General features: G+C 65.2%; 30 protein-coding genes and 1 pseudogene. 9 read left to right on the top strand and 22 right to left on the bottom strand.

Annotation, left to right across the window (positions count from 1 at the left end; genetic code table 11):
• Positions 1 to 90: 90 nt before the first annotated feature.
• Entirely contained in the window at positions 91 to 570 is a 480-nt protein-coding gene (locus KUG38_RS08150; RefSeq protein WP_286195784.1) for a cupin domain-containing protein, read from the bottom strand.
• 35 nt (positions 571 to 605) lie between these two features.
• On the opposite strand from KUG38_RS08150, the gene KUG38_RS17140 reads away from it, so the two are divergent.
• Both KUG38_RS17140 and KUG38_RS08140 read left to right on the top strand, forming a co-directional pair.
• The gene (locus KUG38_RS17140; RefSeq protein WP_216920520.1) at positions 606 to 1,298 is read left to right on the top strand and encodes a helix-turn-helix transcriptional regulator; all 693 of its coding nucleotides are present in this window, start codon (positions 606 to 608) and stop codon (positions 1,296 to 1,298) included.
• A 96-nt stretch (positions 1,299 to 1,394) separates the two neighbouring features.
• Positions 1,395 to 3,875: a glycoside hydrolase family 9 protein gene (locus KUG38_RS08140; RefSeq protein ID WP_216920519.1), complete on the top strand. Its 2,481-nt coding sequence runs from the start codon at positions 1,395 to 1,397 to the stop codon at positions 3,873 to 3,875.
• An 8-nt stretch (positions 3,876 to 3,883) separates the two neighbouring features.
• Here the strand turns inward: KUG38_RS08140 and KUG38_RS08135 are convergent, their stop codons facing one another.
• Genes KUG38_RS08135 through KUG38_RS08125 form a run of 3 tightly spaced genes read right to left on the bottom strand, consistent with a single transcriptional unit; the run spans position 3,884 to position 5,299 of the window.
• A complete protein-coding gene (locus tag KUG38_RS08135) occupies positions 3,884 to 4,225 on the bottom strand; it encodes a type II toxin-antitoxin system PemK/MazF family toxin (RefSeq protein WP_216920518.1) in 342 nt (113 codons plus the stop codon).
• Positions 4,213 to 4,452 (bottom strand): AbrB/MazE/SpoVT family DNA-binding domain-containing protein, encoded by a 240-nt coding sequence (locus KUG38_RS08130; protein WP_353617752.1) that lies wholly within the window; start codon positions 4,450 to 4,452, stop codon positions 4,213 to 4,215. The genes KUG38_RS08135 and KUG38_RS08130 overlap by 13 nt, the downstream gene beginning before the upstream one ends.
• Before the next feature lie 22 nt (positions 4,453 to 4,474).
• A complete protein-coding gene (locus KUG38_RS08125; protein ID WP_216920514.1) occupies positions 4,475 to 5,299 on the bottom strand; it encodes a CPBP family intramembrane glutamic endopeptidase in 825 nt (274 codons plus the stop codon).
• Between the two features lie 119 nt (positions 5,300 to 5,418).
• Here KUG38_RS08125 and KUG38_RS08120 point away from each other — a divergent pair, with 119 nt between their 5' ends.
• Positions 5,419 to 6,003: a hypothetical protein gene (locus KUG38_RS08120; RefSeq protein ID WP_216920512.1), complete on the top strand. Its 585-nt coding sequence runs from the start codon at positions 5,419 to 5,421 to the stop codon at positions 6,001 to 6,003.
• A 21-nt stretch (positions 6,004 to 6,024) separates the two neighbouring features.
• Here KUG38_RS08120 and KUG38_RS08115 read toward each other — a convergent pair whose 3' ends face one another.
• From KUG38_RS08115 to KUG38_RS08075, 9 genes and pseudogenes are all read right to left on the bottom strand, one after another.
• Positions 6,025 to 6,483, bottom strand: coding sequence for a hypothetical protein (locus KUG38_RS08115; protein WP_216920511.1), 459 nt, complete (start codon positions 6,481 to 6,483; stop codon positions 6,025 to 6,027).
• Positions 6,484 to 6,553: 70 nt separating this feature from the next.
• Entirely contained in the window at positions 6,554 to 7,006 is a 453-nt protein-coding gene (locus KUG38_RS08110) for a GNAT family N-acetyltransferase (protein WP_216920509.1), read from the bottom strand.
• Positions 7,007 to 7,026: 20 nt separating this feature from the next.
• A complete protein-coding gene (locus tag KUG38_RS08105) occupies positions 7,027 to 7,389 on the bottom strand; it encodes a hypothetical protein (protein WP_216920507.1) in 363 nt (120 codons plus the stop codon).
• A gap of 49 nt (positions 7,390 to 7,438) precedes the next feature.
• A pseudogene (locus KUG38_RS08100) lies at positions 7,439 to 7,666 on the bottom strand (tautomerase family protein); the annotation flags it as partial.
• Between the two features lie 169 nt (positions 7,667 to 7,835).
• Positions 7,836 to 8,510 carry a DUF429 domain-containing protein gene (locus KUG38_RS08095; protein WP_216920503.1) on the bottom strand — a complete coding sequence of 225 codons (675 nt, stop codon included), beginning with the start codon at positions 8,508 to 8,510 and terminating at the stop codon, positions 7,836 to 7,838.
• Between the two features lie 34 nt (positions 8,511 to 8,544).
• Entirely contained in the window at positions 8,545 to 9,918 is a 1,374-nt protein-coding gene (locus KUG38_RS08090) for a flavin monoamine oxidase family protein (protein ID WP_216920501.1), read from the bottom strand.
• A gap of 60 nt (positions 9,919 to 9,978) precedes the next feature.
• Positions 9,979 to 10,599, bottom strand: coding sequence for a GNAT family N-acetyltransferase (locus KUG38_RS08085; RefSeq protein ID WP_216920500.1), 621 nt, complete (start codon positions 10,597 to 10,599; stop codon positions 9,979 to 9,981).
• Positions 10,600 to 10,626: 27 nt separating this feature from the next.
• Positions 10,627 to 11,115 (bottom strand): DUF2721 domain-containing protein, encoded by a 489-nt coding sequence (locus KUG38_RS08080; RefSeq protein WP_094584429.1) that lies wholly within the window; start codon positions 11,113 to 11,115, stop codon positions 10,627 to 10,629.
• The gene (locus KUG38_RS08075; protein ID WP_216920498.1) at positions 11,112 to 12,023 is read right to left on the bottom strand and encodes a sterol desaturase family protein; all 912 of its coding nucleotides are present in this window, start codon (positions 12,021 to 12,023) and stop codon (positions 11,112 to 11,114) included. Before KUG38_RS08075 ends, KUG38_RS08080 begins: the two co-directional genes overlap by 4 nt.
• Before the next feature lie 149 nt (positions 12,024 to 12,172).
• Between KUG38_RS08075 and KUG38_RS08070 the strand changes: the two genes are divergently transcribed.
• Together KUG38_RS08070 and KUG38_RS08065 are read left to right on the top strand one after the other, a co-directional pair.
• Positions 12,173 to 12,826, top strand: a complete 654-nt coding sequence (locus KUG38_RS08070) for a TetR/AcrR family transcriptional regulator (RefSeq protein ID WP_216920497.1) — start codon at positions 12,173 to 12,175, stop codon at positions 12,824 to 12,826.
• Positions 12,827 to 12,976: 150 nt separating this feature from the next.
• Entirely contained in the window at positions 12,977 to 14,212 is a 1,236-nt protein-coding gene (locus KUG38_RS08065; RefSeq protein WP_216920495.1) for an alpha/beta hydrolase family protein, read from the top strand.
• Between the two features lie 88 nt (positions 14,213 to 14,300).
• Here KUG38_RS08065 and KUG38_RS08060 read toward each other — a convergent pair whose 3' ends face one another.
• The 5 genes from KUG38_RS08060 to KUG38_RS08040 all read right to left on the bottom strand — a co-directional run bounded on the left by KUG38_RS08060 (position 14,301) and on the right by KUG38_RS08040 (position 19,306).
• Positions 14,301 to 15,026, bottom strand: a complete 726-nt coding sequence (locus KUG38_RS08060) for a PaeR7I family type II restriction endonuclease (protein WP_286195782.1) — start codon at positions 15,024 to 15,026, stop codon at positions 14,301 to 14,303.
• Positions 15,027 to 15,034: 8 nt separating this feature from the next.
• Entirely contained in the window at positions 15,035 to 16,705 is a 1,671-nt protein-coding gene (locus KUG38_RS08055) for an Eco57I restriction-modification methylase domain-containing protein (protein ID WP_353617751.1), read from the bottom strand.
• 281 nt (positions 16,706 to 16,986) lie between these two features.
• The gene (locus tag KUG38_RS08050; protein ID WP_216920491.1) at positions 16,987 to 17,853 is read right to left on the bottom strand and encodes a hypothetical protein; all 867 of its coding nucleotides are present in this window, start codon (positions 17,851 to 17,853) and stop codon (positions 16,987 to 16,989) included.
• Between the two features lie 255 nt (positions 17,854 to 18,108).
• A complete protein-coding gene (gene dcd / locus KUG38_RS08045) occupies positions 18,109 to 18,702 on the bottom strand; it encodes a dCTP deaminase (protein ID WP_094584423.1) in 594 nt (197 codons plus the stop codon).
• Positions 18,703 to 18,706: 4 nt separating this feature from the next.
• Positions 18,707 to 19,306 carry a cob(I)yrinic acid a,c-diamide adenosyltransferase gene (locus KUG38_RS08040; protein WP_216920483.1) on the bottom strand — a complete coding sequence of 200 codons (600 nt, stop codon included), beginning with the start codon at positions 19,304 to 19,306 and terminating at the stop codon, positions 18,707 to 18,709.
• 163 nt (positions 19,307 to 19,469) lie between these two features.
• Here KUG38_RS08040 and rph point away from each other — a divergent pair, with 163 nt between their 5' ends.
• The 4 genes from rph to KUG38_RS08020 all read left to right on the top strand — a co-directional run bounded on the left by rph (position 19,470) and on the right by KUG38_RS08020 (position 22,798).
• Complete coding sequence (gene rph / locus KUG38_RS08035) at positions 19,470 to 20,222, top strand: ribonuclease PH (protein WP_216920480.1); 753 nt, start codon at positions 19,470 to 19,472, stop codon at positions 20,220 to 20,222.
• 142 nt (positions 20,223 to 20,364) lie between these two features.
• Positions 20,365 to 21,030, top strand: coding sequence for a global nitrogen regulator NtcA (ntcA, locus tag KUG38_RS08030; protein WP_416233167.1), 666 nt, complete (start codon positions 20,365 to 20,367; stop codon positions 21,028 to 21,030).
• A 75-nt stretch (positions 21,031 to 21,105) separates the two neighbouring features.
• Entirely contained in the window at positions 21,106 to 22,359 is a 1,254-nt protein-coding gene (locus tag KUG38_RS08025) for a DUF3084 family protein (protein WP_216920685.1), read from the top strand.
• Between the two features lie 16 nt (positions 22,360 to 22,375).
• The gene (locus KUG38_RS08020; protein ID WP_216920477.1) at positions 22,376 to 22,798 is read left to right on the top strand and encodes a RuvC family protein; all 423 of its coding nucleotides are present in this window, start codon (positions 22,376 to 22,378) and stop codon (positions 22,796 to 22,798) included.
• Here the strand turns inward: KUG38_RS08020 and KUG38_RS08015 are convergent.
• Genes KUG38_RS08015 through psbH form a run of 4 tightly spaced genes read right to left on the bottom strand, consistent with a single transcriptional unit; the run spans position 22,776 to position 24,211 of the window.
• On the bottom strand, positions 22,776 to 23,033 hold the full coding sequence (locus tag KUG38_RS08015) for a DUF3146 family protein (RefSeq protein ID WP_015109626.1): 258 nt from the start codon (positions 23,031 to 23,033) through the stop codon (positions 22,776 to 22,778). The two genes, KUG38_RS08020 and KUG38_RS08015, sit on opposite strands and share 23 nt — an antisense overlap.
• An 18-nt stretch (positions 23,034 to 23,051) precedes the next feature.
• Positions 23,052 to 23,660, bottom strand: a complete 609-nt coding sequence (gene pth / locus KUG38_RS08010; RefSeq protein ID WP_216920475.1) for an aminoacyl-tRNA hydrolase — start codon at positions 23,658 to 23,660, stop codon at positions 23,052 to 23,054.
• Between the two features lie 13 nt (positions 23,661 to 23,673).
• Positions 23,674 to 23,991, bottom strand: coding sequence for a TatA/E family twin arginine-targeting protein translocase (locus tag KUG38_RS08005; protein ID WP_216913671.1), 318 nt, complete (start codon positions 23,989 to 23,991; stop codon positions 23,674 to 23,676).
• A gap of 19 nt (positions 23,992 to 24,010) precedes the next feature.
• The gene (psbH, locus tag KUG38_RS08000; RefSeq protein WP_015109629.1) at positions 24,011 to 24,211 is read right to left on the bottom strand and encodes a photosystem II reaction center phosphoprotein PsbH; all 201 of its coding nucleotides are present in this window, start codon (positions 24,209 to 24,211) and stop codon (positions 24,011 to 24,013) included.
• Positions 24,212 to 24,240 lie beyond the last annotated feature (29 nt).

Below are 24,240 nucleotides of genomic sequence, written 5' to 3'. Positions count from 1 at the left end.
TCAAGGTCGCCGATCAGGCGCCAGAGCCCTTCAACGCAGCGGCCCCTCGGCAACGGCTCTTCGGCAACGGCCCTTCGGCGAGGCCCCCCCTCAACGGGATCGACCCGCCGCCGGCGCCGGCACGGTGATCGGCTGGCCCTTCACCCCCGCGTAGACCACCACGATCTCGGCGGGTTCGGTGCCGTTGTTGGTGCCGTAGTGGGGCTGGTTCACCATCTCGATCAACCCCTGGCCCGCCTGGAGCTGCACGCTGGCGCCGGCCGCACTGGTCACCAGGAGCCTGCCGCGGATCAGCATGCCGGCGTTGATCACCGGGTGCTGGTGCATGGGCAGCGCCACCCCCGGCGGAATCGTGATCAGCAGCACGGTGACGTTCGGCTGGCCGCTGGGGTAGGCGGGCAGGGGGGTGCCGTTCCACGACCTGGTGGATTGCACCAGCGTCCGCACCGTGACGCCGGCCGGTTCACCATCGGCCCGGGCTGGCAGCACGGCCAGCAGCAGGCCGCCGGCGAGCAGCAGCGGCGCCAGGGCGCACCGCCGGCTCCGACGTGTCGCCCGGAATCGGTCCATCCCCATAGCCTGCCCCACAGCACCCACCGGTCCCTGTGGATTTCACCGCCGATCTGCCCGTCGTCCAGGTCCGGCGGGCGGTGATGCGCCGGGCCCTGATCGCCACGGATCTGCCGCCGCGGGTGGCGCTGGCGATGGGCGACGAGCCGCAGCTGTTGCGCTACACGGTGGGGCTGTTCGGCTACGGCCTGATCGGCTGCGCCGTCACCGATGCGGAGAGCTGCCTGCGCCGCCTGACGGAGCAGCCCCACGGGCTGCTGGTGTGCTCCGACAGCCTCGAGGGCGGCGACGTGCTCAGCCTCACCGCCACGGTGAAGGAGCGCCATCCCCAGCTGAAGGTGATCGTAATCGGCACCGCCCCGGTCCAGGACCCGGCGCTGGTGCGGGCGGCCTGGGTGAACGGGCTGGTGGCGGAGCGCGACATGACCTTCCGCAGCGGCGCCCTGCAGGCGGCGGTGCTGGCGGCGCTGGGCGGACACCACTTCCGCAGCGCCTCGATGCGCGGCCTGCCGGTGCCGGCGCCGATCAGCGAACTCAGCCCGCGCGACTACGAAATCCTCGAGGGCCTGGCCGACGGCCTCACCGACCGGGAGATCGCCGAGCGGCTGATGATCAGCCCGAGCACGGCCAAGTCGTACACCAAGCGCCTGCTGCAGAACATGGGCGCCCGCAACCGGCTGCAGGCCCTGGTGATGGCGCTGCGGCAGGGCCTGATCCGGCTGCGCTGAAAATCACCCTCCGATGCGCCGCCAACCACCCTCCGAAGGGGGTCGCCCCCGCGAGGTGGGGCGCCGTAAACCGTTGGGGGTGATCTGTTCTGAGCGATGGCGTCCGTCGATCCGCTGACCGGTGTGGGGTTCAACTACGCCGAGGCCCTGCAGAAAAGCTTCCTCTTCTATGAGGCCCAGCGCTCCGGCGACCTGGACGAGGCCCGCAAACGGATCGACTGGCGCGGCGATTCCGGCCTGCGGGATGGGGCCGACGGGGTGTACTTCGGCGGGCGCACGGCAGCCAACCTGCAGAGCGGGCTGACGCTCAACCTCACGGGCGGCTACCACGATGCCGGCGACCACGTGAAGTTCGGGCTGCCGCTGGCCTCCACCCTCGCCACCCTCGCCTGGGGCGGCATCGAGTTCTCCGATGGCTATGCCGTCACCGGGCAGACCGATGAGCTGCTCGATGCGGTGCGCTGGGGCACCGACTATCTGCTCAAGGCCCACGGCGTCGACGCCGCCGGCACCACCCTCTACTTCGTGGCCCAGGTGGGCGATGCAGGGGCCGACCACGCCCTGTGGAGCGCGCCCGAAAGCCAGACGATCGCCCGGCCGGCGATGGCGGTGACGCCGAGCAAACCCGGCTCCGATGTGGCGGCGGGCTCGGCGGCGGCGCTGGCCTCGGCGTCGGTGCTGTTCCGGCAGAACGGCGATGCCGCCTATGCCGACGTGCTGCTCAACCGCGCCCGCTCCCTCTACGACTTCGCCGACCGCTACCGGGGCAGCTACGCCGATGCGATCCCCGAGGTGCGCTCCTTCTACAACTCCTGGAGCGGCTACAACGACGAGCTGGCCTACGGCGCCGCCTGGCTGTCGCGGGCGGTGGGCGCGGCGGGGGGCAACGGCACGTCCTACCGGGACAAGGCCCTGTCGATCTACACCGGCAGCATCGGCGGCCTCTCGCGCGGCTGGACGGGCAACTGGGACGACGCCTCCTACGCCACGGCGGTGATCCTGGCGGAGGACACCGGCTCGGCCCGCATCCAGCAGGACGTGGAGGGCTGGCTGAACAACTGGGTGAGCGGCGGCAACGGCGTGACGATCAGCGCCGGCGGCCTGCGCCACATCAGCCAGTGGGGTTCGCTGCGCTACGCCGCCAACACGGCCTTCCTGGCCGATGTCTACGCCGACAACGTGCGCGATCCCGGCGGCGCCTACGGCCGTCTTTCGCAGGGAACGGTGGACTACATCCTCGGGGCCAATCCGCGCCAGTCGAGCTACCTGGTGGGCTTCGGGGCCAACGCGCCCCGGCAGCCCCACCACCGGGCGGCCTCGGGGGTGGGCTGGGACGGGTTCCGCAATGGCCTGCCCAACACCCACACCCTCTACGGCGCCCTGGTGGGCGGTCCCACCAGCGCCAACGACTTCGCCTACCAGGACCGCCGCGACGACTACGTCGCCAACGAGGTGGCCCTCGACTACAACGCCGCCCTCACCGGCGCCTTCGCCCGCAGCGTCGAACGCCGCGGCGGCGTGCCGCTCACCGATGCCCAGCTCGACGCCCTGCCTGGCATCACGGTGCGGCCGGGCAGCGGCGGAACCCCGGTGCCCCCCGTCCCGACGCCAACTCCAACACCAACGCCCACACCGACACCCACGCCAACGCCAACGCCGACCCCCACTCCCACTCCCACTCCCACTCCCACTCCCACTCCCACTCCCACACCGCCGCCACCGATTCCCACGCCCATTCCCACCCCCGGCGCCCCCCTGCCGGCGACCCTCAACGGCATTCCGCTCACCTCCAGCCCGGATCTGGCGGTGGTGGTGGGCGGCTCGATCTGGACCGGCGGGATGACGGTGCAGCTCACCCTCAGCAACACCGGCGCGGCGCCGCTGAACGGCTGGACCTTCAGCTTCGAGAGCCCGCACCGTCCCAGCGGCACGCCCTGGGGGGTGCGGATCAGCAGCACGGCGCTGGCGGGCGGCCTGTTCCGCCACACCGTCAGCGGCGATGCCTGGGCCGGCGCGATCCAGCCCGGCCGCAGCGTCACCGTGGGCTTCAACGCCAGCCAGGGCCGGGCCCTGGGCCACAGCGGCGCCCTCACGGCGGCGGCCCTGTTCGGCGGCGCCGGCCGGCTGGCCTTCAGCGCCGCCAACCCCCGCTTCCTCACGGGCAACGCCGCCGCCAATGCCCTCAGCAGCGGCCCCGGCGCCGATGTGCTCACCGGCCTGGGGGGCGCCGACACGTTCCGCCTCGCCAACCTGCGCGATTCCCTGCTGGGCGCCCCCGACCAGATCACCGATCTGGTGATCGGCAGCGACCGCATCGATGGCCCCCAGGCGGTGTCGGCCGCCGCCCTGCGCGAACTGGGGGCCGTGGCAGACCTCACCCCCACCGCCCTGGCCGCGGTGCTCACCCCCGCCACCTTCGCCGCCAACGGCGGGGCCACCTTCACCCTGGCCGCCGCGGGCGGCAGCCGCACCTTCCTGGCCCTCAACGACGGGACCGCCGGTTTCCAGGCCGCCAGCGACGCCCTCATCGAGATCACCGGCTACAGCGGTTCACTCACGGCGCTGGCGGTGGTGTGAGGCGGCCATCAGACCGCAAACATCTCCTGCAGGATGGTCAGCAGCTGGAGCAGGGTGTCGTTCGGCAGGGTGCCCAGCCGCTGCACCAGCCGTTCGCGATCAACCGTGCGCAGCTGGTCAGGCACGACGTGGCCCTCTTTGCCCTGGAACGAACAAGGAACGCGGAAGGGGTAGGGGTGAGCACCGGTCGTCAACGGCGCCACGATGAACGTGCCCATGTGGGCGTTGAGTTCATCGGGCGACACGACCACGCAGGGCCGGGTCTTGCGGATCTCCTGGCCGCGGGTGGGATTCAACGCCACCAGAAAGATGTCCCCGCGGCAGACGGCGACGTCCGTCACCACTCCCATTCCCCATCGTCAAAGCGGGTGGGCGTGGCCGGATCCAGGAGACCCTCGGGCGCCACGGCAGCTGCTGCCTCGGCCCAACCGGCCCGCGGCGCCGCCACAGGCGTGATGGTCAGCACACCAGGGGCGGCGTGGATGTCCACCTCATCGGTGAGGCCGGCTTCCTCGAGCAGCGGCTTGGCCAGGCGAAGACCGCGTGAATTGCCGATCCTGACCAGCTTGGCCCTCACACGCCCGGCCCCAACCATGTAGTCACATTGTAGTCACTTGGCCAGCAGGAATCACCACCGTGCCCCGGTCGCTGCGGTAGAGGCCCACGTAGACGAGCAGGCCCAGCACCACGAAGACCCCCTGGGCCGCCAGGGAGACCTGCATCAGCCAGCGGTGGGCATAGCCACCGGAAAGGAAGGTGGAGATGTCCCAGAGGCCATGGGCCACCATCGCCGGCCAGATGAGGCCCGTGTAGCGGCGGAAGACGTACAGGAGGATGCCGCTCAGGGCCGCCAGCACCACCTGGATCGCACCGAACCAGCCCATCCCCATGAACACGTTGGGGAGATGGAACAGGCCGAAGCAGACGCCGGTCCAGATCGCGGCGCTGGCTTCCGAGCGGCCGCCCTGGCGCAGGCAGCGCAGGAACAGGCCGCGGAACAGCAGCTCCTCGGCGAAGCCCACGCCGACGCCGGCGGCAAGGATGGCCAGGAGCAGGTCCGGCGGCACTGCGCCCCACTGGATGCCCACCAGGCGGAAGGCAATCATCGCCATCCAGGCCAGCATCGACAGCTTCATCAGGCCGGTGCAGCGCAGTCGCACCGGATCCCGCCAGACATGGTCCCAACGGCACCAGCGGCTGAAGGCCAGCAGCGCCAGGCCGCCGAGGCTGAGGGGGACAACCGCCGTGGCGAAGGCATTGCCGGCCGTCTTGAACCAGTCCGTGTAGGGAATGCCGGTGCGGAATTGCAGGACTCCGGCCAGGGCGCTGTAAGCGAGCCAGAGCGCGATCCCCAGGCGGATCGTCGGACGGATGCGCGGGCCCTTCGCGCCCTCCGATGCACCCTCCGTTGCGATCGTCTCCATCAACGCGCGGCGCCTCCCAGGGCACTGCTAGCGACAGCAGGGGGCCCTGTCACCCCAATCCAGCTGCACGGACGCCCACCGCCGCGATGAGTACGTTCAAAGCAGTAGCCACCCTGCCGATGCGCCGACTTCCGATCCAGCCGCTTCCGATCCTTGCCGCCTCCCTGCTGGGCCTGGCGTCCGTGGTGGCGGCGGCGCCGGCGCTGGCCGACACGGTGCAGGCCCGCTGCGATGTCTTCCCCGCCGGAGACGACAAAGCCACCTCCTCCGGGCTGTGCACCTTCTCCCAGCGGCAGGGATTCGTCAGCATCGAGCTCAAGGGCGGCCAGAGGATCGAGCTCAAGCCCAACGAAAGCACCCCCAACGCCTACTTCGATGGGCAAGGGGAACCGGCCAGGCGGGAGATCCTGGACGCCAACCGCGGCCAGGTGTACCGGCTGGAGAAGCAGTCGATCTTCGTCTTCTGGGATCCCGCCCCCTACGGCAAGGCAGCCAGCAGCACCACACCCACCCCGCCCGCGGCGAAGCCGCCGGAAATCGTGAAGCTGCTGCTGGGCATCCACCAGGTGAAGTTCGAAGGCGCCTGCCGGGTCAACTTCAACAAGGCCGGGAAACAGTTCAGCAAGACCTCCGCCTGCACCCCGGCCCAGGTGACCCAGGCCGAGGACGCCATCCAGCGCTTCTTCCGGGAACAGGGCCTCTGAGGCCCCGTTCCGGAGGGTGGATCACTGGCGACGGATGGGGCCCTTGGTCCGTGCGTCGGAATCGAACCAGCTGCTCTCGTTGGTGATCCGCGGGTCGCCCTGGATCGTGTAAGTGATGAAGCCTGACTTGAACACCAGGGCGCCATCGGAGAGCTTGCTGGCCACGGGCTTGCCGTTCACCAGCACCTTGTTCTTGCCGTCGATCCGGATGGAGGAGACGGTGCGGCCGTCCCCATTCCTGGCGACCCACTGGCCGGCATAGGGGGACACGGCTGTGCCCGCCGTGCCGAATCCGGCCTTGGCGTTCTGCTCTTTGGTCTTGTTGATGTCGCAGCCCTGCAGTTCGGTGACCTGGGTGCAGCCGGACTTCTCAAGCTTTTTGGCATAGGCCGGATCGATCGCATGGGCGGCGAGCGGCGAGGAGAGGCCGATCGCGGCGGCCGCGGCGGCCGTGGCGAGGAAGGTGTTGCCTGATGTCATGCGGAAAACCCCTGCGGGCGACTCTGCACAGCTACCACGGCAGTTCCCCGGCGATCCGCTGCGGCGCTGATCAGGCAAGGGCTCGCTGATAAACGCAGAACACCGCATCACGCTCCCAGCCGGCCGAGGCATACAGCGCCTGGGCGACGGTGTTGGTGAGGGCGGTGGAGAGGGAGAGGCGGATGGCGCCAGCCTCGCGGCCGTGGCGTACGGCGGCATCAAGAAGGAGGCGGGCCACCCCCGAGCGCCTGGCCTCGGGCACCACGAACAGGTCGTTGAGGATGAAGATCCGCGCCATCGACACCGAGGAGAACGACGGATAGAGCTGGGTGAAGCCCACCGCCCGGCCACCGGCTACGGCGATGAACAGCACCGAATCCCCCTGGGTCAGCCGTTCGTTCAGAAAGTCGCAGACCCGATCCCGTTCACAGGGCTGGCCGTAGAACTGGCGGTAGCCGTCGAACAGCGGAACGAGGGTCTCGAGGTCGGCGGAGGTGGCTTGGCGGACGGATGCGGGTTCCACAGGGCCGATGGGGGAAACGATCAGGAGGACGGTGGGGCCGCCTCTGCCGCTCTCATCTGCCGCAGGAACTCCCGGCCACAGGCCAGCTTGCTCGCCAGGTCGCCCTCGGGGTCAAGCGCGCGCCAGAACGGCGTGACCGGCTCCACACCGGCCTGCAGGCGGAGGTAGGAACGCTCGGCCACGACCCGCAGGGCGATCCCGGTCGTGACCGGACAGGCGTGGTCGGCCCCATGCCGCGCGGCCAGCCTCTGGCGCAGGCTCGCCGCTGCCATCACGGCCCCAGGCGCGATTTCGCACACCTCCGCATCGACGATCCGAGGGGTGACGACCAGCATCCGGGCACCGGCGGGGATGCCCGCGAACGATTTCTCCAGCACCTTCACCTGGGGCTCCCGGCTGGCCTGGAACCTCGCCTCCCAATCGGTGGCAGGTCTATCGGCCATGGCTGGATGTCCCCGCCTGCGCCGCCTTCCAGTCGTCCGTGAGCATGCCGGCGAACCCCCAGTTCTCGTCGTCGATCTCCTGGATGACGACATGGGTGTGCTCGGGCTTCTTGCCGAGCACACGAACGAGTGAGTCGGTGATGTCCCTGACGATCTCGGCCTTCTGCTGCCGCGATGCACCTCGGGTGATCTGAACGTTCACGTAGGGCAAGGTCTTGCTCCTGGAATGGGCGCTTCTTTCGCCTGCTGCCTATTCAAGGCCCCAGCAGCCAATGCAGGAAAAGCGGAGCCTCTGATGCAGGAAAAACGGAGCCACGTCCTGGCCCCACTCCAGATCGCCATCACCTCACGTGGGCCAAAGCCGTGGCCACGGTCAGCCTGCCTGATCAACTCCTGGCACTGGGCACCACGATCCAGCCGGTCTCCGGTTCGCCGTAGGCCATGCACGGGCCACCGCTGGCGGCGTGGTGGGCGGTGAGGGCGCAGAGGGCGGCATCGATCCAGTCGATGCTGGTGAGCGGTGCCAGGTCGATGCCCGCCTGCTGCAGCAACGCCCGGCGCTGCGCGCGCTTCTCGGAGGCCTGGGCGTGGCCGCCGCGCAGGTGCCAGGTGATGGCGTGGGGGAAGGTTTCAAAGCAGCCCGGCCCGTGGATGGGCAGGCGAGCGACCAGGGGATGGGACGCCTCCAGGGCCTGATACAGCGCCTCTCCCTGCAGCATCCAGTCGTAGTAGCCGGTGGGGTGGGCGATGGCGGTCTGGTGGGTGGGCGAGGCGAAGCAGATGATCCCCTGCTGCCTCAGCTCCCGCTCGCAGGGTCGGGCGCGGCCTTCGCGGCTCCAGCGGCAGGGGGCATCGATGGCAATCACGCTCGCCTGCACCACGGACCGGCACCAAGTGGCGAGGGCTTCGGCATTGCTGGTGGCCATCTGGGCGGCGTAGGCGCCGCCGGTGAGGGCTACGGCATGGAAGCCCTTGCGGGGGCCGCCGACATCGATGCCGACGGTGGTGCATGGGGGGCCGCTGGTGGCGGGTGTGGCGAGAAAGGCTTGGGGTCCGGTCACAACGCGAGAGGCGAGCGGCGGGGAATCATCCGTTTCATGGCGACGCTGCCAGCACGGCCTGCGCTGCTGCTTCGCCCGCCGCGCAGGCCCCTTCCATGTAGCCCCGCCAGACGCGGGCCAGATGGGTGCCAGCCCAGAAGATCCGGCCGCAGGGTTGCCAGAGGCGATCACCGATCGTCGTGAGGGTCCCGGTCGTCATGTAGGAGCAGGCCCCGCCCTGCGACCAAGGTTCGTTGACCCACTGCTGGACCACCATCTCGACGGGATGGCGTCCTGGCTCGCCCAGGGCAAAGGCCACCTGATCGAGAATGATTCGGTCGCGTTCTTCCACGCTCACGTCCTCAAGCCGAAGCGACGGCTCACCGCCAAACAGAATCGAGATGGCCCCATGCCTGGCGTCGCCATCGCCAAGGTCAAAGATGCCCGTCATGCCGTTGTCGAGGCTCGTGGCGATACCCGACAGCCCTTGCTCACGCCAGAACGGTGTTTCGTAGGCAAGGATGGCCTTGGTGTAGCGACCGATGGGGCAGCGTTGGTGAAAAGCACGCCGATAAGCAGGTAGGGGTGGCTCAAACTCCAACCGATTGATCATCACCGGCGGCAGTGCACAGATCAACCGCTTGCCCTGCCAGGTGGAATCGTGGCACTCCACGATGACACCTTGATCGTTCTGAAGGATCCGGCGCACAGGAGACTGGAGGGAAACAACCCCGTTGACGGTGGCGGCCAGCCCCTCGGAGATCAACTGGCTGCCCATCATGTGGGCGGCCTGTCCACCGGTGAGGGTATCCCCCATGAAGATGATGTCCCCGCACGTTTTCAACAGATGCAGGGTTTCGAGGAAGGAGACTTCCGCTGGCATCACCCCGAAGTAAGCATTCGTACTCATCGCCAGGAGCTCGCGCGTGGCCGGTGTCTCCACGTTCTGCTGTAGCCAGGTGGCAAAGGTGATGGCATCAAAGTCCTTGGCCATCGGGTGGTTCCAGGGCGCATCAAGGTCGATGCCAGAGAGGGCCTCCTCCAGCCTGGTGATGGCCGCCTGGAGTTCCGGCAGGGCCGCATCTCGACCGGGAAAGCTGCCGACCTCTCCGGCATGGGCTGTCGTTCCGTCAACCGCCACCTCTTGCCCGGTCTTGAACTGGCGAATCAGTGGCACAGAGAATTCGCGCACAAGTTCATGCATGCGCGTGTGGTTGTCGGCGAGCCAGGCACCGCCCAGGTCGATGCGTTCGCCGAGGTACTCGCTGTATGGGGAGCAGGTGAGCCCACCCACCCGATCGCGCGCCTCCAGGACGGCGACCCGCTGCCCGGCCTTTGACAGCACACGGGCTGCATAGAGCCCCGAAAGACCTGCTCCAACGATGATCGTGTCAAAGATCGGCTGATCTGACGATGCTTGTGTTGCCATGATCGATGCTCGTCGTGTGATTGATGAAGGTGAGTTGTCGGGACGTGTGTGATCGCAGGGTCAGGAGGCGCTTCGCAGCATTCCCCAGTTCTTCAGGCCCGTGATTCCAGGAACCGAGTCTTCGATGGCGACGTTGAAGCCAAAGCGCCGATAAAGATCCAGGTTGCGCTCGCTTTGGGTCTCCAGGTAGACAGGCATGGACTCCTGCTCGGCACGTTCAAGCAGGTGATTCATGAGGATCTTGCCAACACCCTTGCCTTGCGCCTGAGGATGCACACCAAGCATCAGAAGGTAGTAGTGATGCGAAGGCGCAGATTGCTTGTGCATGGTGTCCATGTGCTCCATGAAGCCCAGGACCCTTGCCAGGGTGGCGAAACCCAACCGAAAGGGTGCCAGCACCAAGCCGGTGCGGGCCATGGTTCGGAGGCTGATGTTGGTATTCCCAGGGGGGAGCCAGAGAGCGACACCTTGACGGGTGCTGGTGGTGTATACCTCCCCGGAATGGAGCGCATAGGCGCAGGCACAACGCACGAACTCCCTGGTCTGGCTTTCGCGTCGAGCGCCTGTGAAGAGGTGGCTCATGGGCGGTTCGTTGAGGAAGGCTGCGCCCAGCAGGGCGGTTGCCCAGTCCAGGTCTGCACCGGTGAGCCTTACAACGCTGGGTTCCTGTTGCATCGTCATGGTGGTGATGGGTCGTTGCGTTACCGCTTACTGGTCTGGCCTCAGGGACATGGCCCACCGGACTTCCGCTCGCACCGCTCGATGGGAGACCGAAACCTCCGACATGGCAAGGATGATGGCGGTCAGGAGGGCAAGCGATCCAAGCAGGAACATCGCCATCGCCAGGAAGGAGAAGAAGAGGGGGTACAGATTGATCGACAAACCAATCGCCATCATGCTGAGCAGAAACAGGACGATCGAGACGTAAAGCACCAGGCTCGCCTTCTGGAGAGAGGAATAGCGATCCGCCAGCTGAATCAGTTGCTTGTCGATCAGGCTCAGGCCATCGCGATACGCATGATCCTGGGGGTCGTACCTGTTGAGGATGTCAATGCGCTCCCTCGTCATGCCGCGGAGGCGATCACTGATCTTCAGGTAGCGCCCCAGGGTCAGGTTCAGAAAGACGATGCAGCTAGACAGCATCACGGACGGAGCAATGACGAGTTGAATGGCCTGGGCAACACTATTGGCGTTCATGCGGCAGCCTCCGGGATGGAGGCAGAAGTGGCTGGCGCGGTGAGTTGCAGCTGGACGTCCGGGGTCGCGCTCTCATCAGCGGCCTGCCGGTGCTGGCGGATCCGCTCGTAGACAGACTGCAGCTTCTGCGGATAATCCTTGAATTCCGTGCCCATCCACACATCCCAGAATCGGAAGTAAAGGGTGTAGTTCCCGTTCACATGGGAGTGGTGCATGTTGTGGTGCGTGGAGGGGGTCTTCCACTTCAGCAACCAGTGGCCGCTCCAGCCCTCGGGAATGATTTCATAGCCCAGGTGTCCGATCACGTTCATGATCAGCGACAGCACCTGATAGACAATCAACGCCGACCAGTGCACCGGGAAGAGGAAAGGAAAGATGATGTTGGGGATTCCTTCCACAACGGCCTCAACCAGGCTGAACGAGTACGCCGTGAAGGGGCTGGTGTCGATGCTTTCGTGATGAACCCTGTGGCTCCAGCGGTACAAGGGCTTCCAATGCATCAGCCGGTGAGCCCAGTAGAAGAACGTGTCCTGAATCACAATCATCAGGACAACACTGGCCGCCAGGTAGGCGAGGCCATGGTCCCCAATGTTCTGATAGATCGTTGTGAAGCCCGATCGATCGGCCAGAAAGATTCCCACGTCGATGAGCGTGAAGATCGCCACGCTCGACAGAGATTGGCGAATCTCCCTGGTCCACTGGGCAGCCGTGCTGCGCTGCTTGGGCTGAATCCGCCGCGGCTGCACCGACTGGCGGCGCCAGACCCAGAAGACAAGGAAGAAGGGAACGGTGATCAGGGCGTAGATGGCCACAGCCGGCAGGGCGCTGTCGAACAGCGCAAAGTCGCCGAGAGAGAGGAGGTCCGAGAGCCACGGGGCGCGCTCAAGGCCGAGCAGGAGGTCTTGCATGGGGGAGGGTGCCGCAGGGGCGTGGAGGATGTGAGCTTTGCTCATGCCACAGACCGTACGAGCTTTGCTCACATCTGTCAACCAGGCAGGCCCTGCCGCGTCGGGCGGGGGTGTAGGACTCCCGTACTGCTCTGTTCGAAGGGGAGCCCATGGCCAGCCGCCAGACCCGGGTCAGTGGGATCCGCAGGAAGCCGCAACAGGCCAGTAGCCAGGAGCGCGTCAACCACATCCTTGACGTGGCCGAGGAGCTTTTCGTGGCCCAGGGCTTCGGTGCCACCTCCACCAACGAAATCGCCAAAAAGGCCCAGGTGCCGATCGGTTCGCTGTACCAGTTCTTTTCCGACAAGAAGGCGATCGTTCTCCTGCTGATGGAGCGGTACAACCGTCTGCTCCACGAGCGGCTTGCCCTGGCCGACAACGCCGAACTGGTGCAGCTGTCCTTACCGGAGTACGTCAGCCGCCTGATTGACATCACGTCCCGCTTCTTCGACGACCATCCCGGGTATCACGCGATGTTCATGGAAACCCAGGGCTCGGTACCGGAACTCCGCGAGACCGAAGACGCCGCCGATGCACAGCTCATCGTTGACCTCGCCGCCTCACTCGCCGGGCGCGGCATCGGCGACGGCAAGAGCCCGAGCACCAGCCCATCCACGGCGGATCTGGAGCTGATGGCCCTCGTGCTGGTCAAGGCCATCACACCGCTGATCTGGCTGTCCCGCCTGCAAGAACCCGAGAAGCGACTCCGGATGGTTGCCGAGATCAAGCGGCTTGCCCTGGGCTATCTGAGCTTTTCCGCCTGAGGATCGCTTTGCTGTGCGGCTGATGCAGACGCCGCCGATGCCGAACGGATCCCGCTTGTTCAGGTAGACCGGTCGCCTCAGCGCTCTGGCCCGCCGTGCGCATGAGGACTCCGAAGTCCTCGGTGATGATGCAGACCGTATTGGGTCGTCTTGCAGCGGCCGCCGGAGATCGTCTCGATGGGACTCTTCTTTCAAGATCCGCTGTTTGAGCGGTTTGCCGTCCGCGCCCTGTCGCACGCGCTCTATGGGGGTGCTGATTTCGGTGAGTGCTTCGTCACGGCTGCGCAGATCACGCCCGCGGATCCGGACAGCTGGTATCGGGCCTGGACCGCCACCGCCGACCGTGTGGTTCACATCGCCGAATCCTGTTCTGCGGCCGGCCGCTCGGTGAGTGCCCGCGAGGCCTACCTGCGGGCCAGCAACTACTACCGCACCTCCTATCTGCCGCTCTTCGGTGCGCCTGTGGACGTCCGGTTGGTGGAGGCCTTCGACCGGGAGGCTGAGGCGTTCGCCAGAGCAGCCGCCCGAATGTCGCCCGCGGTGGAGGCCGTGGAAATCCCCTACGAGGGCACGAGCCTGCCCGGCTACTTCCACCGTGCCGATGACTCGGACCAGCCGCGCCCCACGGTGATCGCCACCAACGGCTACGACGCCACCGTGCATGAGGCGCACTTTGCCCATGCCGTGGCCGCCGTGCGCCGCGGCTACCACTGCCTCACCTTCGACGGCCCCGGCCAGGGCCGACCCCTCATCCACCAGGGCCTGGTGTTCCGCCCCGACTGGGAGAACGTGGTGCGCCCGGTTGTCGACTACGCGCTCTCCCGCCCGGAGGTGGACCCGCAGCGGATGGCGCTGATCGGCTGGAGTTTCGGCGGCTATCTGGCGCCCCGTGCAGCCAGCGGGGAGCACCGCCTGGCGGCCTGCATCGCCGACCCCGGCCAGTGGGATCTCCTCGAAGCGTTGCGGGCGAACCTGCCGCTCCCCTCTGCCGTGCGCGAACGCCTGCCCGAGATCGCCCCCGCCGATCTTGAAGCCCTGCAGGGCCAGATCCGCTCCAATCCATCCCTGCACTGGACCTTCCAGCGGGCCCTCTGGGTGCATGGCCTCGATTCCCTCGCCGATTACTTCCGGATCGCCGGTGACTACAGCCTCAGGGGGCGCGCGGAACAGATCCGCTGCCCCACGCTGGTGGCCTGGGCGGAAGGCGATCCGATCGCGCGCTTCGCGGAGCAGCTGCATGATGCGCTGCAGTGTCCCCGGACCCTCGTGCGCTTCTCTACAGCCGAAGGCGCCGGCGGCCATTGCGAGGAGATGGCGCGTTCACTGTTCCATCAGCGGGCTTACGACTGGCTAGAGGCCGTGTTCGCCAGCTCTACGCCCGGATGAACGCCCAAGATCAGCGGCGGGCGGAAGTTGTGAATCAACCAAGCTATTCACTGCTCCCGTCCGCTGGATCTTGAAGATAGATCCTTCTTCAGGCTAATCGAGAAGCTTCTGAAGCGATGTGACCGGCTAGTGAAGTGATGAATGTCTTGAGGCTAGTCATTGGAGAGAGTTCAGAGAACTCTCCTGAAAGGGCAGCCTCGCGGGGTGAGGCCAGTAGGCAAGCAGAACTGTATAGTCCTTCCCTCATTAGCTTCTGACATAGGAGATCATATCTGCTGAGATAAGAAGCACCTTGAAACTCTTCAAGGACAGGAAAGTGTGGCGAGGCGTCTCGCACAGCTCTCCGTGAACCAGGGGCATCTTCGACCATCATGAGCCACCCTACGAAAGGTCTTGGCTGGTTGCCAAGAGCCCCTTCCCTGTATGCGGTCCAAAGATCATGAGCAGTGCCTATAGCTTCTTCTGTTCGATTGTTAAAGTTGTTACCAAAGGATCCCACTTGGCTCTTCAGTTCAACAGCGGCAATGAGCTCACCTCTATGTAGAACCAACAAATCCCACAGCTTCGTAGGCCGGAAGAAACCAGGCAGAGTAAGCATTGCTCGATTCATATGGATATCTGCATGTGATAGGCCGTTTGAGTTGACGATGTCAATAATCAGCGAGAGGAAGCCGTCCATATTCTTCCCTGATGTAACACCAGCTCGCTCCCCTTGATCTGCTTTGCCCAAGGCGAGTTGACGTTCTTTGGCTGCATCGCGATTGCCCCAAAATTCCTTAACCGCCTTGTGAGCCTTCTGCTTGTAGTCTGCCAAGTCTAACGTCATCTGGTTGCAGTCATCTCCAGGGAATCCAAATCATCAAGAGATAAGCCGAAAAGCGTGCAAACGGCTTCATCGCAGGCGGCTATATCCCTAGAAACGGCTGCATCGGCGAGCGCCATCTTCATTGAATCAGACAAGGAGCTCCATTCTGGAATCCGAATTCGCCGCAAGTATTGGGCCTGGAATCGCAGGAAGCCACCTCTCATCTTTGTAGAATAGACAGAAATAAAGGCACGAGATAGCGAAGACAACAGGACGGCTTGAAGACTACGCAGGTCCCACTCTTCTGAAACGATGTAGTACAGGTTGTGGTGAGGATAGAACCTGCCATCTTCGTAGACAATATGAGATTGGCCTTTGATATCTGGCACTAGAAGCTTAGGCTTGCGCAAAAGAGAGGGGGTGATTCTATCAATTGTGCGATACCAGTTCCTGGGATTCTTCTGCGCGCAATGACGTCCAGAGATGATTGGCCTTCGGGCTTCAAGATAACGGTTTAGCCTTGGATACTCTGATAAGTCAACTAAACCTCCGTCATCTTTGAAAGGATTGACAATTCCCTTGCCCAGCCAACCAACCTCCCCACTTGCTATGTCTCTAGTCCTTACAAGCGGCAGTTTGCGATCATCTTCAACATCAAGCTTCTCATAATCAGCAATAAAAGCCCGATCAGCACCAGTTGCAACGCCAATTCCAACCTTGCAGCCTGCCTCTTCGAGCGTTGGAAACTTTTCCTCTAGGCGTCTGATTAGTTCAATCTGACTGGAACCGCTCAGAAGCCATGGATCTGAATCATTCGTAATACCAGAGGCAAAGCGGACCCTCTCCTTTGTGCCATGATTGTCAGTAGTAAGTTCCACCGCAAGGGCTTCTAGGGCCTCTTGAGTAATGACAGGATGCCGTGCGATATGCGTAGGCCCAGGAGTTCCTCTTTCAATAATTGTTATGGCAGGATAAGCGGTTACATCAGACTGGAATGCCTGAGTGTCAGACATGTCGACATAGATTTTTAAGTGATAATCCCCAGATACCAATTTTCTCAACGGACCTCCATATTTATTCTTCATCCAGCGATCTGCACATATAAAACCAAGTACGCCACTTGGTCCAAGTAGACCTAGAGACCGCTCAATAAATGGAATATAGATATCCGCTCGATCGTAAAGTGTACTGAACCGACTTCGGTATTCTCTTAGTAGCGGTGCAGGGATTAGCTCTTGACGAACATACGGAGGATTCCCGACTACGAAATCAAACCTTCCATCGATAGGCGCAAGTAGATAATCATCATTCTGCAACCACTTGTCTACTAGAGGCCCTGCGTCCTTCTCTGTAATACCTTCCTGGGTCAGAAGTTCACGAATTGCGTCTCGCGTGTCTTCGAATGTCTTCTTGTGAAGCTCAAATGCAACTATTGAATCTTGAAGCTCCATTCTAGTCGGATTCCGCGACTTATGTATTCGCCAAGATCCCAAGAGTCTCTTTATTGCTGGAATCAGGAAGTCTCCACCACCAAAGGAGGGTTCTAACATCCTCAGTTGCGAAAGATCAGATGTAGCCTTGTAGCCAGATAAATCCAGAATAAAGTTAACTACTTCTGGCTTGGTGAAAACCGCCCCTCTGGCCTCAATTCCATCTCCGGCCGCCAATTGGTTTATCGCTTCTCGCACCTTGGAGGACCGGCTAGCGGGAGGCATGGAAGGGAAAGAAAGCTTCAGCTCGCCTTGCCGTGCTTGCATCACTGCTGAGCCCCGTGGTAGTCCAAGTGTACCATCGCCTCGTTATTTGGATTCATTTTGCGATGATGACCATCCAAGTACTGTTTAGACTGCGGTGGTAGTTCATCAAGCTTGGTTCCAACCCACCCGTTCAGAATGGATCTAACGCCGCGCTCACCGGAAAACTAGGAGCGCCACGAGTAATTTTTCCGAGTGCAGCACTTTGTTATGACTTATACGACTAGCCATTTCAATTTCGTCACATTACAAAACAAATTGAAGGCAGAGTAATGGATGGTTTCTTCAATCTCATACAGTTCATCCAATCGCATAAGTCGTCCGTGAAGTCGAAGATAGTATTTTGCAATTGGATTGTGATCTTGGATTTCTTGACACGCTTCAACGGTCATTTTATGTAGATACCGGAGGTTTTCAGGAGCATTTTCGCTCTCTTGCCCGAACTCACGCATTTGCTCAATCATAGAATTTAGTGAAACATCCTCAATGAACTCTGGCTCAGAATGTGCGATGCCACTCGTCCCAGCCTGATAGTAGTTCCATTGTCTATGATTATGTAATCGCTCTACTTTAACAAAATTGGAGTTTTCAACGACCGTTTGGGCTTCAGTATGGCTATAAAGGTCATCTAGTGTGCAGAATGCCGGAGCTGCGTATATAACAAGGGCTTTACGGCGCAAATGATGAGACACCTTTTCAAGAATTCCTTGTTGGTGCTCTGCAATCTCAAATCGCCAGTAATTAGAGCTAAAGCCGTAACCTTTTAGAAGCGATGACGCTCTTCTCAGAGGAGTTGGCCGCTTTGCTTGAATTAGTAGGTTAGTGTTAAACGTAGGCAAACGTCGCTTCCTACCAAGCTTGCGCCACATAAAACCCCACCTTAGATGATCGAGAACTACACCCTTTGGTATGTCGTAGTAGCCAAATAAGTCCCAAAATAAAGGGTGCTCAGCCTCTAACGCAGCATCAATTCCAAATTTACCTTCAAACACTTGGCCTGGGGTGGCAATTCGGTGGCTTCCAAACCTTAATTCGTTGTATAGAGGAGCTTCAAAGTCCTTTTCTTCAAATTCAGCCTTCATATTTCCCTGATATTAGGTATCGATAGTGCCATAACTCTTTATTGGGCGGTTCCGATAACCACCCAAAAGCCAGACTCCCAACCGCATAAGGAAAAGTTGCAGCGCAGGCCATTCCCTTGGAAGCCTTCCGCCGCAGCTACTGAGTGCAATAGCGCCGCTCCAGCCAAGCGAGATAGAAGGACCTGATAACCACCTGTCCGCTTCGCTACAAAAGCCCCTTCCCTGCCTTTTCTGATCCATCCCCCCAAGCCCCCCTCAAACCTTCGCCAGCGTCACCCTTTCAGGCTGGTGCTGGTACTTGCCCTGGCGGTCGTTGTAGGTGGTGGCGCAGGGGTCGCCCTCGAAGAACAGCAGCTGGCAGATGCCTTCGCCGGCGTAGATGCGGCAGTCGGCGCCGGAGGAATTGCTGAACTCCAGGGTGAGGTGGCCCTCCCAGCCGGCTTCGGCGGGGGTGGTGTTCACGATGATGCCCAGCCGCGCGTAGGTGCTCTTGCCCAGGCAGATCACCGTGATGTTCGAGGGCACCTTCATCTTTTCCAGCGCCACCCCCAGTCCGTAGGAATGGGCCGGCAGGATGAAGTAATCGCCGTCCTCGTCGCTGTGCATCGGCGCCGGCTCCAGGTTCGCCGGGTTGAACCGCTTCGGGTTCATCACCGTGCCCGGCACGTGGCGGAAGATCAGGAACTCCTTCGGCGACAGCCGCAGGTCGTACCCGTACGACGAGCACCCGAAGCTCAGCACCGGGCCCGTGCGGCCCTCCGGATCCAGGTGGCGCACCAGCGTCGGCTGGAAGGGCTCCAGCATCCCGGCCGCGGCCTGTTCGTTGATCCAGTGGTCGTTCTTGAGCATGGCGTCAGCCGCCGCGGCGCAACTGGGTGACCTGATCGGCCATCGCCATCAGGCTGGCCGGCATCGAGGGGCCCGTCAGGATGACATCCAGATGGGCCGGCCGCTGTTCAAGCGCATCGATCACCGCCTCCGTGCTCAGGTAGCCCAGGGCGATCGCCAGGCCCAGCTCATCGAGCACCAGCAGATCCAGATCCCCCGTGAGCAGCCGCTCGCGGCTCACCTCCCACACCTCGGCCACCGCTTCGAGCGCCTCCTCGGCCGTGGCCCCCTCGGGCCCCTGGGAACCCGGCGGCCCATCGAGGCAGTGGGGCGTGCCCGGCCGCAGCCACTCCAGCCGGCCGCATAGCCGCAGGCTGCCCGCCGGCCCCTGCTCCACGCCCCCCTTGAGGAACTGGCTCACCAGCACCCGGCTGCCCAGCCCGGCGCTGCGCAGGGCCTGGCTGAACACCGCCGCGAAGCTGCCCCGGAACGGCGCCGTATGGATCTGCAGCAGCCCCTCCGGCTGGCTCACCAGCCTTAGCGGCGGCACCAGGGCCAGCGGCTCGGTGCGCGCCGGGGTGGCCGTACGCCGGGGGTGGCCGGGGTCGACGAGGCTGGCGGTCATGGACACCCCACGGAAGCGTTGGTGTGAAAGGTCCGGACGGATCGCCCAGCCGCTCACCTCCCGAATGTAGCGGCCCCCGCCAGCCCGGCACACCATCGGTAGTGGCTGGGAACAGACGTACCACCGGCGCCGCCTACGCTGGCCCGGCTCCGCCAAAGGCCGCGTGACCACTCCCGCCGACGCCCCCCGCAACGACGGCCGCCCCGCCGACGCCCTGCGCCCGGTGGCCGTCGACTGGGATCCGATGGGCTTCGCCCTCAGCTCGGTGCTGTTCGCCGCCGGCCGCACCCGCGTGCTCTGCAGCGTCTGCCTCGATCCCGAGGTGCCCCGCTGGCGCAAGGGCTCCGGCAGCGGCTGGCTCAGCGCCGAATACCGCCTCCTGCCCGCCTCCACCCCCAGCCGCCAGGGCCGCGAGCTGATGAAGCTCTCCGGCCGCACCCAGGAGATCCAGCGCCTCATCGGCCGCAGCCTGCGGGCCGCCCTCGATCTGGAGGCCCTCGGCGAGCGCACCCTGCTGGTCGACTGCGACGTGCTCCAGGCCGACGCCGGCACCCGCACCGCCTCGATCACCGGCGCCTGGATCGCCCTGGCCGCCGCCCTGGAGCGCCTCCAGCGCCAGGGCGTGCTGGCCGCCTCGCCCCTGCGCCAGCAGGTGTCCGCCGTGTCGGTGGGCCTGGTGGACGGTGTGGCCCTGCTGGATCTCGACTATTCCGAGGATTCCCGCGCCGAGGTCGACCTCAACGTGGTGATGGACGAGCAGGGCCGGCTGCTGGAGATCCAGGGCACCGCCGAGGGCGCCCCCTTCTCCCGCTCCCGCCTGGACGCCCTGCTGGATCTGGCCGAACCGGGGCTGCGGGCCCTGCAGGGGGCCCAGCGCCAGGCCCTGGCTGTGGCGCCAGGCACCACGACCGGTTAAAGAGTGTCATTGGCTACATGGATCGGCCAGGCCGATCCATAGGTTCATCTCCAATCGCCACGCCTTGATGGTCGGCGCTACGCGTGGCTTCAGCCGCTACCCCAGCACCCCATCCAGCGGATCCCCCGGCTCCGTGACCCCCATGGGCGCCCCCGGCGCCCTGGCCACCACCCTGCTGGACGTGATCCGCGGCCTGGCCGGCAGCAGCGTCGAGACCATCGAGCGCGGCAAGACGATCTTCTTCCCCGGCGACCCGGCCGAGCGCGTCTACCTGCTGCGGCGCGGCGCCGTGCGCCTCTCGCGCGTCTACGAATCGGGCGAGGAGATCACCGTGGCCCTGCTGCGCGAGAACAGCCTCTTCGGGGTGCTCTCCCTGCTCACCGGCCAGCGCTCCGACCGCTTCTATCACGCGATCGCCTTCACCCGGGTGGAGATGGTCACCGCCCCGGCCACCTCGGTGCGGCGCGCCATCGAGCAGGACGCCAGCGTCGGCCTGCTGCTGCTGCAGGGCCTCTCCTCCCGCATCCTCCAGACCGAGACCATGATCGAGACCCTCACCCACCGGGACATGTCCTCCCGGCTCGTGAGCTTCCTGCTCGTGCTCTGCCGCGACTTCGGCGTGCCCGGCGCCGAGGGGATCACCATCGACCTGCGCCTCTCCCACCAGGCCATCGCCGAGGCGATCGGCTCCACCCGCGTCACCATCACCCGCCTCCTTGGCGACCTGCGCAACGATGGCTTGGTCCAGATCGACCGCAAGAAGATCACCGTCTTCGACCCCATCGCTCTGGCCAAGCGGTTCAGCTGAGCGGGCGACCCCGGCGGGGTGCCGTGAGGCCACCGACAGGGATACTTGGTGCATCGCAAAGCCGAGGCGCAGAAGGTGTCGGGTTGGCTGCTGATCCTGGCCCTTCTGGTGCTCGGCGGAGTGCTCTCCACCCTGGGCGACCGGCTCGGCAGCCGCGTGGGCAAGGCGCGCCTCAGCCTGTTCAACCTGCGGCCCCGCAAGACCGCCGTGGTGATCACGGTGCTCACCGGCAGCCTGATCAGTGCCGTGTCGCTGGCGCTGATGCTGCTGGTGAGCGAGCGCCTGCGGGTGGGGCTCTTCGAGCTCGACCAGATCCAGGACCGCCTGCGGGACAGCCGCGCCGCCCTGAAGCGCAACGAGGGGGAACTGACCCGCACCCGGGGCGAACTGGAGCGCAGCCGCCTCGATCTGATCACGGCCGAACGCCGCCGTGACCAGGCCCTGGCCAGCCAGCGCCGCGCCCGCGACCAGCTGCTGGCCGCCGAGCGCCGCGTCGAGACCCTGCGCCGTGAGCTGCAGCCCCTGCAGGCCGAGCGCGTCCGGCTGGAGGCCGAGCGGGCCCGGCTCAGCCGGGAGGTGCAGGGCCGGGACGCCGAGATCCGCCGCACCGAGGCCGAACTGGCCAGCGTCCGCCGCCGCATCGCCGCCGGCGCCAAGGAACTCAAGGACCTGGAGACCAACGTCATCGCCCTGCGCCGCGGCGACGTGGTGATCGCCAGTGGCCAGCCCCTGGCCACCGCCAAGGTGCAGCTGCAGCGCCCCGACCAGGCCAAGCAGGTGATCGACGCCCTGCTGCAGGAGTCGAACCGGGCGGCGTTCCAGCTGCTGCTGCCCGGCCAGCCCCCCAACCGCCAGATCCTGCTGGTGCCCCGCAGCGACATCACCCGGCTGGAATCGCTGCTGGCCACCCCCGGCACCTGGGTGGTCAGCATCCGCTCGGCCGCCAACGTGCTGCGGGGCGAGGCCCAGGTGCTCGCCTTCCCCGACCTGCGCCCCAACCGCCAGGTGGTGGAGCAGGGGGAGGTCCTCTCCCGCACCTCCCTGGAGCCCGACGTGCGCGACCCCGAAGCCGTCCGCAGCCGCCTCAACCTGCTGCTGGCCGCCGCCTTCGCCAAGGTCCAACGCCAGGGCACCCTGGCCAACGGCCTCCAGTTCGATGCCGCCGGCATCAACGCCCTGGCCCGCGACCTCAGCGAGCGCCCCGCCGGCGTCACCGCCAACCTCGAGGCCGTGGCCACCCAGAACGCCGACACCCCCGACCCGATCAGCGTGGAGCTGCGCTGGCCCCGCAAGGACGGAGCCGGAGCCACCCGGCCGGGGCGGCCATGACGGTGGCGGTGCGGCCATGACCACCGGCCCTTTGGCGGGGCTCGATCCCGGCCGCAGCAAGTGCGGGCTGGTGCTCACCGACCCAGGGCGCCGCGAGATCCGCGAGGCCGTGGTGCTGCCCCCCGAGGCGGCCTGGGAGCGGCTGGAGCACTGGCACCGCCACCAAGGCCTGGCCGCCGTGGTGATCGGCGACGGCACCGGCAGCGGCGCCTGGCGGCGGCGTCTGGAGCCCCTGCTGCCGGTGGAGCTGGTGGATGAGCAGGGCACCACCCTGGCGGCGCGGCGCCGCTACTGGGAGCTGTTCCCCGCCCGGGGCTGGCGGCGGCTCCTGCCCCTGGGCCTGCGCCAGCCCCCCCGCGACTACGACGACGTGGTGGCCCAGCTGCTGCTGGAGCGGCGGCTGGGGCGGGAGCTGCTCAGAACGACGCCCGCACCGTGAACACGTAGTCGCCGCCAGGTTCGAGCTGGTAGTCGGCCTTGAGCAGGAAGCGCAGCAGGGCATCCTGGATCAGGGCGCGCCCCAGGGACGGCTCCACCTGCAGTTCCCCCCGGTCGAAGGCCCAGCGGAAGCGCCACTGGAAGCCGCCGGCGCTGATCTCCCCCTCCAGCAGGCAGGGGCTGAAGCTCTGGCGCAGCACCCGCAGCTGAGCGGTGGTGGCGGGAAGGCGACTCACGGGACGGTGTCGATGCTCTCAGGATGGCGGCGGATCGGCGCGAAAACTGTTCAACCGGTTGGCCGCCTTCTCCAGGCCCAGCCGCCGGATCAGGTCGATGCCCGCCTCCACCTCCTCCAGCACCGTCTCCAGCACCGGCCGGTCGGCGGCGGAGAACTTGCCCAGCACGTGGGACACAGTGCGGGCCCGGCGCTCCTCGGGGGTCTCGCCGGGGGCGCCGATGCCGATGCGCAGCCGCGCAAACGACTCGCTGCCCAGGTGGGCGATCGTGCTGCGCAGGCCGTTGTGGCCGCCGGCGCCGCCTGCGGCCCGCACCCGCAGGCGCCCCAGGGGCAAGTCCATGTCGTCCACCAGCACCAGCATCTGGGCGGGCTCGAGCCGGAACCAGTCGAGGGCGGCGCGGATCGAGCGGCCGCTGTCGTTCATGAAGGTCTGGGGCATCAGCAGCCGCAGCCGCCTGTCCCCCTGGCCGGTCTCGGCCAGCAGCCCGTGCAGCCGGCCCTGGTTGCGGAAACTGGCGCCACCGGCGCGGGCCAGCCTCTCCAGCACCATGAAGCCGACGTTGTGGCGGGTGTCGGCGTAGCGGGGGCCGGGATTGCCCAGGCCCACCAGCAGTTGCAGATCCAACGGGTGGCCGTCCTCAGCTGGCGGGGCCGTTGGAGGGTGCGGCGCTCTCCTCGACCACCACCGCCGGCGTTGCCGGGTCGGCAGCGGGCGTGATCGCGGCGGGTTCGGCCGCAGGCGGCACGGCGGCGGGGGGACCTGAGATGTCGATCGGCTGCTCAGTGCCCACGGCCGTGCGGAACTCCTTCTCGAACTCCTGCGAGGCCGATTGGAAGCCGCGCAGGGTGCGCCCCAGGGTCTTGCCGAGCTCGGGCAGCCGCTTGGGTCCGAAGACCAGCAGCCCGATGGCGGCGATCACCGCCATCTCGGGCAGACCGATGCCGAAGATGTTCATGGACAGGGGGCGAGAGGAATCAGCCGACGCCGTTCCAGTTGACGTTGATGCCCTCGAGCAGCAGGGACTTGTTGTACAGCTGCAGGATCACCAGCAGGAACACCAGGAAGAGCAGCATGAACACGCCCATCACGGGGGTGGTACCCCAGCCGGGCACCACCTTTCCGTACTCGGAATTCAGGGGGCGCAGCAGGTTTCCCAGACGGGTGCGTTGGGCCATGGCAGCTCGGACCTCTCGGGCACGGGATC

The sequence above is a fragment of the Synechococcus sp. CCAP 1479/9 genome, assembly GCF_019038535.1.
Classification (GTDB): Bacteria; Cyanobacteriota; Cyanobacteriia; order PCC-6307; family Cyanobiaceae; genus Cyanobium.
The sequence above is the reverse complement of the archived record's forward strand: the minus strand, read 5'-3'. Positions and strand labels throughout refer to the sequence as shown.